At 52.6% G+C, this 14,490-nt stretch carries 15 protein-coding genes; 1 reads left to right on the plus strand and 14 read right to left on the minus strand.

The window, feature by feature from the left end; translation table 11 throughout:
• Positions 1–120 precede the first annotated feature (120 nt).
• A complete protein-coding gene (gene uraA, locus ACLGL1_RS00870) occupies positions 121–1,398 on the plus strand; it encodes a uracil permease (protein WP_411006910.1) in 1,278 nt (425 codons plus the stop codon).
• Positions 1,399–1,468: 70 nt separating this feature from the next.
• On the opposite strand, the gene recQ is transcribed toward uraA, so the two are convergent.
• The 14 genes from recQ to ACLGL1_RS00940 form a co-directional block, all read right to left on the minus strand.
• Positions 1,469–3,232 carry a DNA helicase RecQ gene (gene recQ / locus ACLGL1_RS00875; RefSeq protein ID WP_411006911.1) on the minus strand — a complete coding sequence of 588 codons (1,764 nt, stop codon included), beginning with the start codon at positions 3,230–3,232 and terminating at the stop codon, positions 1,469–1,471.
• Positions 3,233–3,257: 25 nt separating this feature from the next.
• Positions 3,258–3,497, minus strand: coding sequence for a hypothetical protein (locus tag ACLGL1_RS00880; RefSeq protein WP_411006912.1), 240 nt, complete (start codon positions 3,495–3,497; stop codon positions 3,258–3,260).
• 104 nt (positions 3,498–3,601) lie between these two features.
• Positions 3,602–5,287, minus strand: a complete 1,686-nt coding sequence (locus ACLGL1_RS00885; RefSeq protein WP_411006913.1) for an acyl-CoA dehydrogenase family protein — start codon at positions 5,285–5,287, stop codon at positions 3,602–3,604.
• 419 nt (positions 5,288–5,706) lie between these two features.
• Positions 5,707–6,729, minus strand: coding sequence for an electron transfer flavoprotein subunit alpha/FixB family protein (locus ACLGL1_RS00890; protein WP_411006914.1), 1,023 nt, complete (start codon positions 6,727–6,729; stop codon positions 5,707–5,709).
• Between the two features lie 17 nt (positions 6,730–6,746).
• A complete protein-coding gene (locus ACLGL1_RS00895) occupies positions 6,747–7,526 on the minus strand; it encodes an electron transfer flavoprotein subunit beta (RefSeq protein ID WP_411006915.1) in 780 nt (259 codons plus the stop codon).
• 13 nt (positions 7,527–7,539) lie between these two features.
• Positions 7,540–8,685: an acyl-CoA dehydrogenase gene (locus tag ACLGL1_RS00900; RefSeq protein ID WP_411006916.1), complete on the minus strand. Its 1,146-nt coding sequence runs from the start codon at positions 8,683–8,685 to the stop codon at positions 7,540–7,542.
• Between the two features lie 402 nt (positions 8,686–9,087).
• Positions 9,088–9,543, minus strand: coding sequence for a CD1247 N-terminal domain-containing protein (locus tag ACLGL1_RS00905; RefSeq protein WP_411006917.1), 456 nt, complete (start codon positions 9,541–9,543; stop codon positions 9,088–9,090).
• Between the two features lie 24 nt (positions 9,544–9,567).
• Positions 9,568–10,125 (minus strand): elongation factor P, encoded by a 558-nt coding sequence (efp, locus tag ACLGL1_RS00910; protein ID WP_411006918.1) that lies wholly within the window; start codon positions 10,123–10,125, stop codon positions 9,568–9,570.
• A gap of 76 nt (positions 10,126–10,201) precedes the next feature.
• Positions 10,202–11,278 (minus strand): M24 family metallopeptidase, encoded by a 1,077-nt coding sequence (locus tag ACLGL1_RS00915; protein WP_411006919.1) that lies wholly within the window; start codon positions 11,276–11,278, stop codon positions 10,202–10,204.
• Positions 11,236–12,144, minus strand: coding sequence for a hypothetical protein (locus ACLGL1_RS00920; protein ID WP_411006920.1), 909 nt, complete (start codon positions 12,142–12,144; stop codon positions 11,236–11,238). The genes ACLGL1_RS00915 and ACLGL1_RS00920 overlap by 43 nt, the downstream gene beginning before the upstream one ends.
• Positions 12,110–12,511, minus strand: coding sequence for a hypothetical protein (locus ACLGL1_RS00925; protein WP_411006921.1), 402 nt, complete (start codon positions 12,509–12,511; stop codon positions 12,110–12,112). The genes ACLGL1_RS00920 and ACLGL1_RS00925 overlap by 35 nt, the downstream gene beginning before the upstream one ends.
• Before the next feature lie 10 nt (positions 12,512–12,521).
• Positions 12,522–13,577 carry a hypothetical protein gene (locus ACLGL1_RS00930; protein ID WP_411006922.1) on the minus strand — a complete coding sequence of 352 codons (1,056 nt, stop codon included), beginning with the start codon at positions 13,575–13,577 and terminating at the stop codon, positions 12,522–12,524.
• Positions 13,578–13,581: 4 nt separating this feature from the next.
• Positions 13,582–14,172: a PilW family protein gene (locus ACLGL1_RS00935; protein WP_411006923.1), complete on the minus strand. Its 591-nt coding sequence runs from the start codon at positions 14,170–14,172 to the stop codon at positions 13,582–13,584.
• Positions 14,169–14,489 (minus strand): prepilin-type N-terminal cleavage/methylation domain-containing protein, encoded by a 321-nt coding sequence (locus ACLGL1_RS00940; RefSeq protein WP_411006924.1) that lies wholly within the window; start codon positions 14,487–14,489, stop codon positions 14,169–14,171. Before ACLGL1_RS00940 ends, ACLGL1_RS00935 begins: the two co-directional genes overlap by 4 nt.
• Position 14,490: the final 1 nt, after the last annotated feature.

Here is a 14,490-nt window from a genome sequence, read left to right on the forward strand (position 1 = left end):
AAAGGGCTTGGGCCCAATTGATGATTTGCCCTCCCGGGGTCAATAAACCCTTGACCTCTCTAAGACAATCAACTAGAATAACAAAGGTTTAGACATCTACTCGTATAAGGGGGTCTTTTTATGGCAAAAAAATTTTATGATGTAGAATCGCGTCCACCCTGGCGGGAAAGTATACCCTTATCTGTCCAGCACTTATTTGCTATGTTCAGTGCTTCTATTTTGGTCCCAACCATCCTGGGAGTCAATCCTTCGGTGGTCCTTTTCTTCAATGGGATTGGGACCCTGCTCTTTATTTTTATCACCAAGGGGTCTTCCCCGGCTTATTTGGGGTCAAGCTTTGCCTTTATTGCCCCCAGCCTACTGATTATTAATGCCCAGGGAATGGGCTATAGCTACGCCCTGGGGGGCTTTATCGCCTCGGGCCTGGTCCTCATGCTGGTGGCCGGTCTGGTTTACTTTTTCGGGGTCAACTGGATCAATGCCTTACTACCACCGGCGGCTATGGGGGCAGTTGTTGCCTTAATCGGTCTTGAACTGGCCGGCACCGCTGCCAAAATGGGCGGGATTGTTTTAGAAGAAGGGGCCAGCGTGGACCTGACCCGGGTCGCTGTCTTCTTAATTACCCTGATGGCTGCGGTCCTGGGTTCCATTGTACTCCGGGGCTTCTTGGCCCTCATTCCCATCCTTTTGGCCATCATCATTGGCTACATCGCTGCTGCCATCGTGGGCCTTGTTGACCTGACGCCGGTCCAGGAAGCCAGCTGGTTTGCCCTGCCGGCCTTTAGCCACCCCACCTTTAACTGGGGGGCCATGACCATTATCCTGCCGGCTACCCTGGTCGTCATCAGTGAGCATATCGGCCACCAACTGGTCACCGGCAAAATCATCGGCCGGAACCTCATTCGTAAGCCCGGCCTCCACAAGACCCTCTTTGCAGACGGTTTGTCCACCATGCTTTCCGGCTTCGGTGGGTCTGTTCCCACCACCACCTATGGGGAAAACATCGGGGTCATGGCCATGACCCGGGTCTATAGCACCTGGGTGATCGGCGGGACAGCCGTCCTCTCTATTCTCCTGGGCTTTATCGGCAAGGTCTCCGCCCTGATCCAGTCCATTCCACCGGAGGTCATGGGTGGGGTCAGCTTCCTCCTCTATGGGATGATCGGGGTATCCGGTATCCGCCTGCTGGTCGATGCCAAGGTGGACTATAACCTGCCCCGTAACCAGGCCCTGACCGCTATTCCCTTTATCACCGGCTTATCCGGTGCCTATGTCCAACTGGGCTCGGTTAAGCTGACGGGCATGGCCCTGGCTACGGTCGTCGCCCTCATCCTGGGCCTCCTCCTCTTTCTTTTAGACAAACTCAACCTGACCCAAGACCGGACCGCCTTGAAATAAATAAAAGAGCACCTAGGGTCCCTGCCGCCTCTAACGGGCCGGCAGCTGACCACTAGGTGCTCTTTTTTATTTATTCGCCCGAGCGCTCTATAAAGGACCGGATAACCGATAAAAAGGGGGCCCCATATTTGGCAGCCTTAACGGCCCCAATGCCATGGACCTCAAGCAGGGCTTCTTCTGTGACCGGCATCCGCCGGGCCAGGTCCTGGAGGGTTCGGTCGGTAAAGATGATGTAGGGCGGCAGGTGGAGGTTCTCAGCCATATCTCGCCGCAATTGGCGCAAGACCTGCATGAGTTGGCCGTTGACATCCTCTGTGGCCAGCTCAACCTGGCTGGTCCGCTCTTTAAAGGGCCGGTTCATGCTCAGCTGGACCTTGCCCTGCAATAGGGCCCGGCTTTTTTCGGTCACCTTCAGGACCGGGTAGTCGTCTCCGACGACGGCCAGGTAGCCTTCTGCAGCCAGAAGGGTCATGATATCCCGGACCTCCCCCTTACTGGTCTTGGCCAAGAGGCCATAAGTGGATAGGCGGTTAAAGCCCTCGGTCCGGATGCGGTCGGTATTGGCCCCCCGCAAGACGTCGATGATCAGGCTGGTTCCGTAGCGCTGGCCCATCCGGATGACGCAGGAAAGGACCATCTGGGCCTTTTGGGTGACATCTGAGGTCTGAATCCGGCCATCACAAATGGCACAGTGACCACAGGGCCCGGTCTCTTCCCGGTCCGGTTGGAAGTAGTGGAGTAAGTACTGGCGCAGGCAGGTCCCGGTATAAACATAGCCCAGCATGGCATTTAATTTCCGCCGGGCATCCGGCTCATAGCTCTGACTGATTAGGAAAAGGTTGGTCATGATATCCGCTGCATGAAAGAAGAGGACCGCCTCAGCCGGGGCCCCATCCCGGCCGGCCCGGCCCGCCTCCTGGTAGTAACTTTCCATGTTTTTAGGGATATTGTAATGGATGACCCGGCGGACATCCGGCTTATCAATCCCCATGCCAAAGGCATTGGTGGCCACCGTCACCTGGACCCGGTCATTAATAAAGGCCTCCTGGTTGGCCTCCCGGTCCTGGGCCGGAAGCCCGGCATGGTAGGGAAGGGCTGTCACCCCCTGGTTATTGAGGTAGTCGCAGACATCCTCTACCGTCCGTCTGGTCGCACAGTAGACAATGGCACACTGGCCATCAGCCAGGAGGGATAAGAGGGTCTTCTTTCGGTTGGCCGGCGCCAGCACATTAAAGTAGAGGTTGGGCCGGTCAAAGTCAGCTATATAGATGAGGGGGTCCTCCAGGCTCAGGCCGCTGACAATATCCTTTTGGACCTGGGCCGTCGCTGTGGCGGTCAGGGCGGCAAAGACCGGCCGGGGCTTGAGGTCTGCCAGGCTGGCGGCAATCTGCCGGTAGCTGGGCCTAAAATCATGCCCCCATTGGCTGACACAGTGGGCCTCATCAATGGCCACCAGGCCCAGGTCCAGCTGCTTAAGGGCCCGGAGAAAGCCTTCCTGCCCCAGGCGCTCAGGGGCAATATAGAGCAATTTCAGCTGGCCGGACCGGGCCGCTGCCATGATCTCATGGTAGCGGTTCAGGTCGGTCTGGGCATCAATCTTTTCAGCAGCAATGCCCAGTTCCCGCAGGGTGTCCACCTGGTCCTTCATCAGGGAAATGAGGGGCGAAATAACCAGGGTCAGGCCCTCCATCATCAGGGCCGGAATCTGGTAGCAGAGAGATTTCCCGCCACCGGTGGGTAGAATACCCAGGATGTCCCGCCCCTGTAAGATGCCGGCAATGAGCTTTTCCTGGCCTGGGCGAAAATCATCATAGCCAAAGTATTTTTTGAGCAAAGTCCTTGCCTCTTGCATCTGCTGCCTACCGATTTCTCTTGGTGCCATTGTAAATAAAGGCCCGGGGGTCCATCTTATAAAAGGCCCCCTTATCAATGCCGAGGGGAACCAGGCATTTGGGGCAACAAATTTTATGGGCTTGGACCACCGGTTCATTGTAAACCTGGGCAATCCGGGCCTTGTGGCAGCGCAGGACTGCACCCGGACCGATTTTATCATACTTCCAAATTTTTTCTTTGCATTTGGCACAACGAATCACTAACATAGCAGGCCTCCTTGGCATCATTGTAGCATAGGTGACTGACTTCAACAAATAGGCACGAAAAACAAAAAAAGAGCCGCCCAGGGGGCAGCTCCGGCCAGTTGATCTTATAAGGCTTCTAGGGCCTCAGTAAGGAGGGGGATAATCTCATACATGTCACCAACAATCCCATAATCACATTGGGCAAAGATGGGAGCATGCGGGTCATCATTGATGGCCACGATTACCCTTGTATCTTTAATTCCGTACATATGTTGCTTTTGCCCGCTAATGCCGGCACCTAGGTAGAATTGACCGGCAAATTTTTGCCCGGACAGGCCTACATACCGGGTAAGGTCCATCCATTCTCTTTCTTCAGAGATGGGACGTGAACAGGACAGGACCGCCCCAAAGGCCTGGGCCAGTTTTTCCATGATTTCCCGGTCCTTGGCATGCTTTAAGCCCATGCCGAAGGCCACCAGCCGGTCAGCCTGGCCGATAGGGCCAAAGATATCGTCAACCTTTTGCTTGTCAAAGCCCTCTTCTTTCAAAGCTTTGACCAGGGCATCGACCCGGTCCTGGCTGGATCCTTCATCAAAGATCTGCATCTTCCGTTCATTCTGTGGCGCCGGGGCCTTGTTATCCTTCTTAGCCGGCTTATCTTTCTTCTTCCGCGGCATCAGGTGGCTGGCGATAACCACCCGTTGGATTTCATTGGTCCCTTCATAGATAGCTGTAATTTTAGCATCCCGGTAAAAGCGTTCCACCGGCAAGCCCTTGATAAAGCCGGCCCCACCAAAAATCTGGACCGCTTCATCAACCACTTCCAGGGCAATGTCGGAGGCATAGAGCTTGGCCATGGCACTCTGCATCCCGTAGTTTTCGTGGGCATCCTTCATTTCCGCTGCAGAGTAGACCAGGAAACGGGCGGCCCGGATCTTGGTCGCCATATCAGCGAGTTTAAAACTGACCCCTTGCTGGGCTGCAATCGGTTTACCAAACTGAACCCGGTCTTGGGCCCGCTCCAGGGCTTGTTCATAGGCCCCTTGGGCAATCCCCAGGGCTTGGGCTGCGATCCCAATCCGGCCGCCATCTAAGGTCATCATCGCGATTTTAAAGCCTTGGCCGACTTCCCCTAAGAGGTTCTCCTTCGGCACCCGGCAGTTTTTAAAGACCAATTCAGCGGTCGCTGAAGCCCGAATTCCCATCTTATTGTAGCGGGTCCCGAAGCTAAAGCCTTCCGTCCCTTTTTCAACAATAAAGGCGGTAATCCCACCGTGGGTACCCTTTTCTTTATCGGTCGCCGCAAAGACCACATAGACATCGGCTTCCGGGGCGTTGGTGATGAAGATTTTAGTCCCGTTTAAGATGTAATCGTCCCCGTCTAAGACCGCAGTGGTTTCCGTGCCACCAGCGTCAGACCCGGCATTTTCTTCAGTTAAACCAAAGGCAGCCAGTTTTTCACCTTTAGCACAGGGTACCAGGTATTTTTGTTTTTGTTCTTCAGTCCCGAAAGCAGCAATCGGCCAGGTCCCTAGAGAGTTGTGGGCAGATAAGATAACCCCCACACTGGCATCAATCCGGGAAAATTCTTCGACAGCGATGGCATAGGCTTCGTTGCCCATTTCCTGGCCGCCGTATTTTTTCTCAAAGGGCAGGCCCATCCAGCCCTTTTCACCCATCTTTTTAACAATTTCTTCCGGGAAAATGCCTCTTTCATCCAATTGGAAGGAAAGGGGGGCAATTTCTGATTCAGCAAAGGCCCGGATCTCTTGACGTAATTTTTCATTTTCCGGGCTAACTTTATATCTCATAAGGTCTCCTTTCATATTTCAGCAATAAACATGTCTCTAAAGTAATCATACCCTTACTAGTATTATTTCATTGCAAAATATTCATTAAAAAGCTGAAAAATCATAAATTTTTTATAAAAAACCAGGGGCATAGATACAAGCCAGTCCGACTTCGAGACAATACAAAAGGGGCTGTGTCAGAATGAGTAAAATCATTCGGCACAGCTCCTTGCTTATAGACAAACTTAGCCCTAATTGATTTATAAAATTCTCCTTAGCTATATATTATAAGCTTACATGGATATATCCATAAACAAAGTCCCTCCTCACTGTTTTGAGCTGGGACTTTGTTTGTTGGAGGGGCTATTTTGCAACAGCCCCTTTTGTATTGGAGTGAAATGAAAAAAATGGAGTAACCTAATGGAGTAATCTAAATGAAGTTAGTTTTCTTCTTTAGCCGCCTGTTCAGCAGCGATGGCTTCCGTTAAAGCAGGAACAATGGCGTGCCAGTCACCGACAAGGCCAACGTCTGCAATGTCAAAAATAGGTGCAGAGGCATCCTTATTAATGGCAATGATATAGCCGGATTCTTCCATCCCAGCCAAGTGCTGGATGGCACCAGAAATACCGATGGCAAAATAGAGGTCCGGACGGACGGTTTTACCGGTTTGGCCAACCTGCTGGTCTTTTTCCAGCCAGCCTGAATCAACGGCTGCACGAGAGCCGGCAACAACGCCCCCTAGGCTATCTGCTAATTTTTCTAGAATGCTGAAGTCTTCAGCGTTACCAATCCCACGGCCACCGGAAACCAGGACTTTGGCTTCCTGGATGTCCATTTTTTCGCTGACCTTGCGGATAACATCCTGGACTTCAACAAACTTATTATTGGGGGTTAAGTCCGGTTTCCAGTTGAGGACTTCTGCCTTAGCGTCATGGTCGACCGGGCGTTTCACCATAACCCCCGGACGGACGGTGGACATTTGCGGGCGGAAGTTCGGGCATAAGATGGTTGCCATCAGGTTCCCGCCAAAGGCCGGCCGGGTCATCATCAAGTCTTTGGTATCCGGATCAATTTCCAGTTTGGTGCAGTCTGCAGTCAAGCCGGTATGGACACGACCGGATACACGGGGGGCCAAGTCACGGCCAATAGCTGTTGCCCCATAAAGGACAATGGCCGGATGGAAGGTCTCAATTGCATGGTACACAACAGAAGTGTAGGGCTCAGTGGTATAGTGTTCCAGACAGGGGTCATCAACAACAATGACTTTTTGGGCCCCGCGGGCTGCCAAGTCATCGGCTAAATGACCAATGTTGTGCCCCAGGACAATGGCTGTGACCTTGGTGTCTAAATCTGCGGCTAACTCCCGGCCTTTACCAATTAATTCATAGGCTACATTAGATACTTTCCCATCTAATTGTTCTGCGAATATAAGTACGCCTTCATAAACGTTTTGATCTGGCATATCGTTCTCACCCTTTCTTATAGCATGAAGCGCTCTTTGAGCTTATCCACAATGTATTCAACCGATTCTTCCGGACTGGCTTCAATCTTGGTGCCGGCTGCTTTGACCGCTTTCGGGAAAGATTTAACGACTTTCGTGGGCGAGCCTTTTAAGCCAAGATCTTCGGCTTTTGCATCGAGGTTGTCAAAGTGCAGTTCAGTAATTGGCTTGTCGAAGGCTTTGAAAATGCCACCCGGGGTCATATACCGCGGTTCATTTAATTCTGCCAGGGCTGTAACCAGGCAGGGCATTTTTGCTTTAACGATATGGTAGCGATCTTCAAACTGGCGTTTGACGATGACATGGTCGCCTTCAACCTTAAGGTCTTCAGCGTAACTGATATTGGGGATGTCCAGGTGTTCACCGATTTGCGGGCCAACCTGTGCGGTATCCCCGTCAATGGCCTGGCGGCCAGTGATGATGAGGTCAAAGTCCATTTTCTTCAGGGCCAGAGAAATCGTATAACTGGTGGCCCAGGTATCAGCCCCACCGAAGGCCCGGTCTGTTAGGAGGACACCATCATCTGCGCCCATAGCCATGGCTTCACGCAGGACAGCCGTTGCCTGAGGCGGCCCCATGGTTAGAACGGTTACATGGGCCCCGGTTTCATCTTTAATACGAAGCGCCGCTTCTAAGCCGGACTTGTCATCCGGATTCATGATTGAGGGTACCCCTTCACGAATTAAGGTCCCTTTAACCGGATCCAATTTAACTTCTGTGGTGTCCGGTACTTGTTTAACACAAACCACTATTTTCATTGAAAGTCCCCCCTTATGCCATCAGGTTCCCTGAAATGACCATCCGCATCACTTCAGAAGTACCTTCATAGATTTCTGTAATTTTTGCATCCCGCATCATACGCTCAACATCGTATTCAGCGATATAGCCATAACCGCCGTGCAATTGTACCGCACGTTCAGTAACAAAGCGGGCACATTCAGAGGCGGATAATTTAGCCATAGCCGCTTCATAGGAGAAGCGCTTAACTTTCGGATCGTCCTTGGCCAGGGCTGCCTTGTAAACCAGGTGTCTGGCTTCTTCAATCCGGGTAGCCATTTTTGCTAGTTCAAATTGGATATATTGGAACTTACCAATGGCTCTACCGAACTGCTTCCGTTCTTTGACATACTGTAGGGTGACTTCTAAGGCACCCTCAGCCAGGCCCAGGGCTTGGGCTGCAATCCCGATCCGGCCACCGTCTAGGGTGGTCATAGCCACACCAAAGCCGCGGCCTTCCCGACCCAGCAGGTTTTCTCTAGGAATCCGGCAATCTTCAAAGATGAGTTCATAGGTGGAAGACCCACAGATCCCCATTTTACGTTCTTTGGTCCCAAAGCTGAAGCCCGGAGTGCCTTTTTCAACGATAAAGGCTGTAATCCCTTTCGTCCCCAGGCTTTTATCAGTCATAGCAAAAACAATATAGGTATCTGCCTCTTTACCATTGGTGATAAAGATTTTGGACCCGTTGAGGACATACTCGTCGCCATCTAAAACAGCCTTGGTTTGTTGGCCGGCGGCGTCGGTGCCGGCGCCCGGTTCGGTTAAGGCAAAGGCCCCTAATTTTGACCCGTTGGCCAGGGGCACTAGGTATTTTTGTTTTTGTTCTTCTGTACCATTTTTTAATAAGCAGTCTGCGCATAAAGACGTATGGGCGGATACGATAACCCCGGTGGTCCCGCAAACCTTGGATAATTCTTCAACAGCCAGGACATAGGTTAGGGTATCACAACCTTGACCGCCGTATTCCTCAGGAATAGAGATCCCCATAAATCCGTACTTTTGCAATTTTTCCACTGTTTCCCGAGGGAACTCGTGACTTTCATCAACTTCCTGAGCGTGAGGCTTGACCTCTTTTTCTGCAAATTCCTTAAAGAGTTGCTGAGCCATGGCCCGCTTTTCATCTAATTGAAAGTCCATGCAAATACCTCCTTTAATCGTCAGTTTTAACACATACCTACAAATAATTTTTGTGCAAAAATTCACTTACTACCAAAACTTATTGCCAAAAAAAAATTAAGACCAGAGGGTATCTTTTTTCTGATCTTTTAAGAACAACAAAAATACCCGATAAATTAAAAGCCTTAGGCTTTTAAGAGATATTTTTGATGCTTAACACTGGCTTTAAGGGCATTATATCATACTTACTTATATTTGTCATAATATTACGGCTGGTTTTTTATAGAATCTTCATCTTTTTCTTTTAATTCTGTTCTTCTTGCAATTTTCTACTACAACCCTCTTTTTTAAAACAACTTGTACCTTTTAGTTCAATCTTATACAAAAAGACTGAGTCCTTTAATCAGGCCCAGTCTCCTTTATTTAATTATTCCCCTCTTCATCCTGATCGATATCAATAACATCTTCTTCATTGTCTTCGCCAATGGTTGTCACCACTTCACCGCAATTTGGGCAAACGATATCCACAGCCTGATCATCTTCGGTATCATCGAAGTAGGCAATGGTTTCACCGCAACCAGGGCATTCCGATTCCATGTAATTGCCTAGGGTATTGAAATCATAGTCTTCAAAATCATCGTCATCATATTCGTCATCAAAGTCGAAGACAGCTTCTTCAACATCAGAAAGGTCTTCATCCAGTGCATCCAGGTATTCTTCCATTTCATCGGTTTCGTCTTGAAGATAATCGACAACCAGTGCCATTTCTTCAATCAGACTGATAAGCTCAGTATAAAATTTACCTGTTTTATCTTTTTCCTGAAGACCTAAACCATCAGCCAAACCTTTTAAATATGCGACGCGTTCTGAAATAGCCATGTCAATCTCCTTTCAAGGCGCCCCTTAGGCGCGTTCGATATAGTCGCCGGACCGGGTATCAATGCGTAGGACATCACCAGTATTGACAAAGAAGGGCACCTGTACAGTCACGCCAGTTTCGAGGGTGGCCGGTTTCGTACCACCGGAAGCGGTATCGCCTTTAATACCTGGCTCCGTTTCAGTTACCTCTAATTCAACGGTCGTCGGTAATTCTACACCGAGGATCTCACCTTCATAAGAGGTCACCTGGCAATCCATATTTTCTTTCAAATATTTTTCGCCACCATCCAGAGCGCTTTCTGAGAGGCTGATTTGGTCGAATGTCTCATTATCCATGAAGACATAGCTGTCACCGTCAAAATAGAGGTACTGCATTTGATGACGTTCCAGGGTGGCCTTGGGTACTTTTTCGCCGCCACGGAAAGTCATTTCAGTGGTGGAACCGGTTTTCAGGTTTTTAATTTTAGTACGTACAAAGGCTGCCCCTTTACCGGGTTTCACGTGTTGAAATTCGATAACCTGACAGGGATCACCATTTAATTCAATTGTAACGCCAGGTCTAAAGTCGTTAGATGAGATCATTCGTTTAATTCCTCCTCACAGTCTTGGTCAATCAGCTATATTATACCGTGCCGGAACGGACATTACCACCTTTTTATTACAGGATTAAAAGGTCTTTCGGTGACCCGGTTAAGTTCTGGTGGCCATCCTTGGTTAAGACGATGACATCTTCAATCCGCACCCCGCCTTGGCCGGGCAGGTAAAGGCCGGGTTCTACGGTAATGGCTACGTTTTCAGCCAGGGGCTTTTTCTCACTGGGTGAAAAAACCGGTTTCTCATGAATTTCAAGGCCGAGGGAGTGGCCCAGACCATGGCCGAAGTATTGGTTCATGCCGGCCTCTTTAAAGATATCGACAGCCACTTGGTGAATATCGGCACCGATGACCCCGGCCCGGGCCTGGCTGAGGCAGGCTTGCTGGGCCTTGAGGACCAGCTGGTAGAGGTCTTTTAACTGGTCGCCGGGCTCACCAATGGCCACGGTCCTGGTCATATCTGAACAATAGCCCTGGTAGCGGCAGCCAAAGTCCATGACCACCAGGTCCCCCCTTTCCAGGGCTTTGAGGCTGGCCAGGCCATGGGGGAGGGCGGCTCGGGCGCCGCTGGCCACGATGGTATCAAAGCTGGTGCCCTGGGCACCCCGACGGCGCATTTCCGTTTCTAAAATCAGGGCCACGTCCACTTCTGTCATGCCGGCGGTTATTTTCTCACAAGCCAGCTGAAAGGCCGCATCCCCAATGGCTTCCGCTTGGCCAATGAGGGCAATTTCATCGGCATCCTTCACCGCCCTTTGGCCATCTATTAGGGGGGAAAGGTCCACAAGGCGGTCGCTCCCGAAGAGGCCTGCCAGCATCTGGTAGGTCGGGTAGGAGGCCAGGCGGCCGTCAAAGCCGATGGGCTCCTGACCGACAGCCTCTAACACATCGGCTAATTTGCTCGCAGCAGTCATCCCGCCGACAATGGCCAGGTCGATATCAGGCGCTTCTTCCTTGGCCTGGTCCCGGTAGCGGCCATCTGTCAATAGGATGGTCTGATCAGCCGTAATCACTAAAAAGCCAAAGCTACCGCTAAAGCCGCTATAATACCGCCGGTTCTCATAACTGCTTATAATAAGGGCCCCTTGGCCCTGGCCGGTCATTTTTTTGACGAGCCTTGCCCGCCGTTGTTGATAGTCCATTTAACCTCCTTTGGCGCTAGGCCCAAGTCATAGTAATGGTAAGTGGGTGCCTGGTCATGGGACACAATCCTGGCCTCGATCACTGTTCCTAAGGCTTCGTCATTCTCCAGCCGGGCCCCTTCCTCTTCTCTGACCTGTAACCGGTCGGCCTTGAGCCGGCCGGCGCCGGTTATCGTTACCCGGCCATCCAGGTAGATGTTTTTGGCCTCAACCGGGGCTGCGAGCTGGAGGTCCCCATTAACGATCAGGTCGCCATTGACCCGCAGGGAGGCCTGGACCATCAAGTCACCGGTCATATGAAGGCCGGCCGGTTCACTGAACTGACCCAGCTGGTTGAGGTCATCCTTGGGCCCCTTTTCTGGAGGGGTGAGCACCAAGGGGCCCAGGCCATACCGGCTCAGCCAGACCCTAAAGCCGTCTGTCTTACCATTCAAATCATAAACCATAATATCTTTACCGTCCAGGGCATGAGGGCTGCGGACAGCGTAATATTTTCTGGTCTGGGTCCGGACCGGCAAAGTCCCCTGCCGGGCTTGGGCCTGGACGGTCACCCGGTAGGCGTCCTCCCGCTTTAAATAGGCCGCTATGTGGTGGTTGGCCGAGAGGTCGGTATCAAATAAGGTAAGGCTTGCCCCCGGCGCCGGTAAGTCTGCGGGCAGGGCCTGGCGGGTTGCGCGAATGGCCCCATCCAGGAGGCTAGTCACAGCCAGGTCCTCACGGGCCGCTTCTCCACTGGCCACTTGAAAACGGATCAAAGCCAGGCCAGTCATCAGAATCACCATCACCACCGCAAAGACAAAGAGAACCAGGATGAGGGCCCCGGCCCGCTGCCTACCAGATAAAGGAAACCGACAGGGTCGACCCATCTTCCCCCTCCTTTATTTCCATGTCCGTGATGGTAGAAACCTGGGCCTTTTTTTCGAAGAATTGGTAAAAATCCAGGAGCTGGTCGGTCTTACCCTTGAGGCTAAGGCTGGTATGCCCGGTCTGGGGGTTAAAGGTCAGGTCCGGGGCCTCGATGGCAAATTTTTTCTGGGCCTTGTGGATCATATCCAGGAGGTCCGAAGCCTGCCAGCGCCCGGTCGGCCGGTTGGCCCCGGTCGCTACCGTTTCCTGGCGACTGATTTGTTCTTTATAGGCCTGGATCTGGCTCACCTGGGTCCCTATTTGAACCGCAAAAAAGAGGCCCAGAACGAGGATCAGGGCGATTATTAGGGGTTTACGAACAGGCATGGGCCACCTCCTATGGGGCGAATGTAATTATTAATTGAAAGTGCCAGCGACCGTCTTTTTCGCCGGCCGCTAAGAGGCGGACCTGGTCGACCTTACCCAGGCTCTCGACCTTAGCACAAAAGGTCTTCAACCGGTCTTGAGAGGGGCCCTCACCTGTGAGGGTCAACTGCTGACCTTCCCCCTGCCACTGGTTGACCACTATATCCGGCAGGGCTGCCGCATAAATTTCTTTGAGCCCACCAGCAAAGGGGGCCAGGGCCTCCATCGAGGCCCCTTGGCTGGCCTCATGGATAGGCGGCTGGGCAAGCTGGTCAGCCAGGTGGTTGGCTTGCCAGCGCAGGAGGCCCAGGCTGAGGCTGCCGACTAGGATAAGGGCCGCCAGCCCGATCCATAACCGCCTTTGGGTCATCGGAGTCAAGGGTAGAGCGCTGCCGGGCAAAGCCTCTTCCCCCTGGGCCCCTCCCCCCTTGGTCGCCCGCAGGCCATCGTCCGCCAATAAAGCAAAGGCCTGGAGGGTTTCCTTGGCACGGCTAATCCGGTCGCTTTGGTCCATGGGGAGGAAAATCGCCCCAAAGCCCTCAACCTGGGCAAACCACCGGCCAAGGCCGCCGCCTTCATAATAGCCGCTGCCATCGGGCCAGCCGGCACTGTAGTAAAGGTCTTCAGGCAGGAGCCGGCAGCCCCGCATCTTCAACCGGTTTTGAAAGGACAGGGGGTTCCGCATATGGCAGAGACTGTATAGGGATAGATGGCTGCCGGTTGCCAATTGCCGGTAGTAAATCCAGCCACCGGTCCCGGCCTTGAGATGACTGGCCCGGTTTATAAGTATATCCTGGCAACTCTCCGGGCTCGCCGCACTGGGAACCGTCACCAATTGCCAGTTACAAAAATCAGCCGGTACCAGGACAAGGATATGCCCCCTATCCGGCTTGAATCTAAGGGGGCCAAGGCCTTGCTTGGCCTGGTCCGCCTCGTCCCCGGGCGGGTCCTGGCCCGCTGAGGGATAAGGGACTCTTTTCCACTGGCCCTCTACTTGTTCATATATCCATGACGCTTGGCTTGGCATACCCTCACCTCCCTAACTGAAATACTTGTTTTTGACTGATCCCCTTCCCTGAAGGGGTCCGTCCGACCAGCTCCACCTCAAGAGCGGTGACCAGCTTGGCCTGGCCTGTCTCCTGACCGGCTTCATCTAAGTACCGGACCCGAAAGCCCTGGTCGGTCATGCCGGCATTCAAGGGCTGGCGGTCGCTCCGGCCCAGGGTATCCTTGTGCTGGGACCGGTAGATGACATAGGCCCCGGCTAAACCGTCTTCAGCGGTGCGTCGGGTATTTTCATTCAGGCCGTATTCAATATAATACTGCTGGGTCTCACCAAAATTAGCAGAAATTCGCTTGGCCAGCCGCTTGCACAGGTAGATCCGGTTGACATCTAGGGCCCCATTATGCCTGGCCGGCCGGACCCCGTCTGCCTCCCGGCAGTCTACTGCCAGCCGGGTCATGGCATAGGTCATCTGGTCCCGCAGGAGGACCTCTTCTTCTATCTGGCTGCTCATCCGGTTAAATTGCCCTAAAAACTGGCTGGCCATCAAAAGGATAATCCCACTGATGACCAGGGCCACCAGGGCCTCTATAAGACTGAAGCCGGCCCGCCGTTTCATGATTCCACCTGCCGTAAGGTCACCAGTTCCAGGGGGTCTCCCGGCCGGTCAAGGGTCACTGATACCACTTCCATGCCCGGCACTTCAGCAAAGTCTTTCACTTCCAGGCGATAGGCCTCCCCACTCCTGAGTCTCCCCTCCCCTTCTTCGCCCTGGGCCAGGAGCCTGATCAGGGCGCGGTCCACTTGGTCGGCTTGGCTGAGGCGGTCCTCCCAGCGGCTCATCTGGCCCAGGGCCGGTAAGAGGCCAAGGAGGAGGACAGCCAGGATAAATAAGGCCACAATCACTTCAAGGAGGGTGGTCGCTTTTTTTCTCATA

It is taken from the genome of Peptococcus simiae, assembly GCF_046569735.1.
GTDB classification, from domain to species: Bacteria; Bacillota; Peptococcia; order Peptococcales; family Peptococcaceae; genus Peptococcus; species Peptococcus simiae_A.

Bases quoted from the DNA above. Each gene is read 5' to 3' on its own strand.
- uraA (WP_411006910.1), top strand. From the start codon at position 121: ATGGCAAAAAAATTTTATGATGTAGAATCGCGTCCACCCTGGCGGGAA.
- ACLGL1_RS00880 (WP_411006912.1), bottom strand. From the start codon at position 3,497: ATGTTAGTGATTCGTTGTGCCAAATGCAAAGAAAAAATTTGGAAGTAT.
- ACLGL1_RS00885 (WP_411006913.1), bottom strand. From the start codon at position 5,287: ATGAGATATAAAGTTAGCCCGGAAAATGAAAAATTACGTCAAGAGATC.
- ACLGL1_RS00890 (WP_411006914.1), bottom strand. From the start codon at position 6,729: ATGCCAGATCAAAACGTTTATGAAGGCGTACTTATATTCGCAGAACAA.
- ACLGL1_RS00895 (WP_411006915.1), bottom strand. From the start codon at position 7,526: ATGAAAATAGTGGTTTGTGTTAAACAAGTACCGGACACCACAGAAGTT.
- ACLGL1_RS00900 (WP_411006916.1), bottom strand. From the start codon at position 8,685: ATGGACTTTCAATTAGATGAAAAGCGGGCCATGGCTCAGCAACTCTTT.
- ACLGL1_RS00905 (WP_411006917.1), bottom strand. From the start codon at position 9,543: ATGGCTATTTCAGAACGCGTCGCATATTTAAAAGGTTTGGCTGATGGT.
- efp (WP_411006918.1), bottom strand. From the start codon at position 10,125: ATGATCTCATCTAACGACTTTAGACCTGGCGTTACAATTGAATTAAAT.
- ACLGL1_RS00915 (WP_411006919.1), bottom strand. From the start codon at position 11,278: ATGGACTATCAACAACGGCGGGCAAGGCTCGTCAAAAAAATGACCGGC.
- ACLGL1_RS00920 (WP_411006920.1), bottom strand. From the start codon at position 12,144: ATGGGTCGACCCTGTCGGTTTCCTTTATCTGGTAGGCAGCGGGCCGGG.
- ACLGL1_RS00925 (WP_411006921.1), bottom strand. From the start codon at position 12,511: ATGCCTGTTCGTAAACCCCTAATAATCGCCCTGATCCTCGTTCTGGGC.
- ACLGL1_RS00930 (WP_411006922.1), bottom strand. From the start codon at position 13,577: ATGCCAAGCCAAGCGTCATGGATATATGAACAAGTAGAGGGCCAGTGG.
- ACLGL1_RS00935 (WP_411006923.1), bottom strand. From the start codon at position 14,172: ATGAAACGGCGGGCCGGCTTCAGTCTTATAGAGGCCCTGGTGGCCCTG.
- ACLGL1_RS00940 (WP_411006924.1), bottom strand. From the start codon at position 14,489: ATGAGAAAAAAAGCGACCACCCTCCTTGAAGTGATTGTGGCCTTATTT.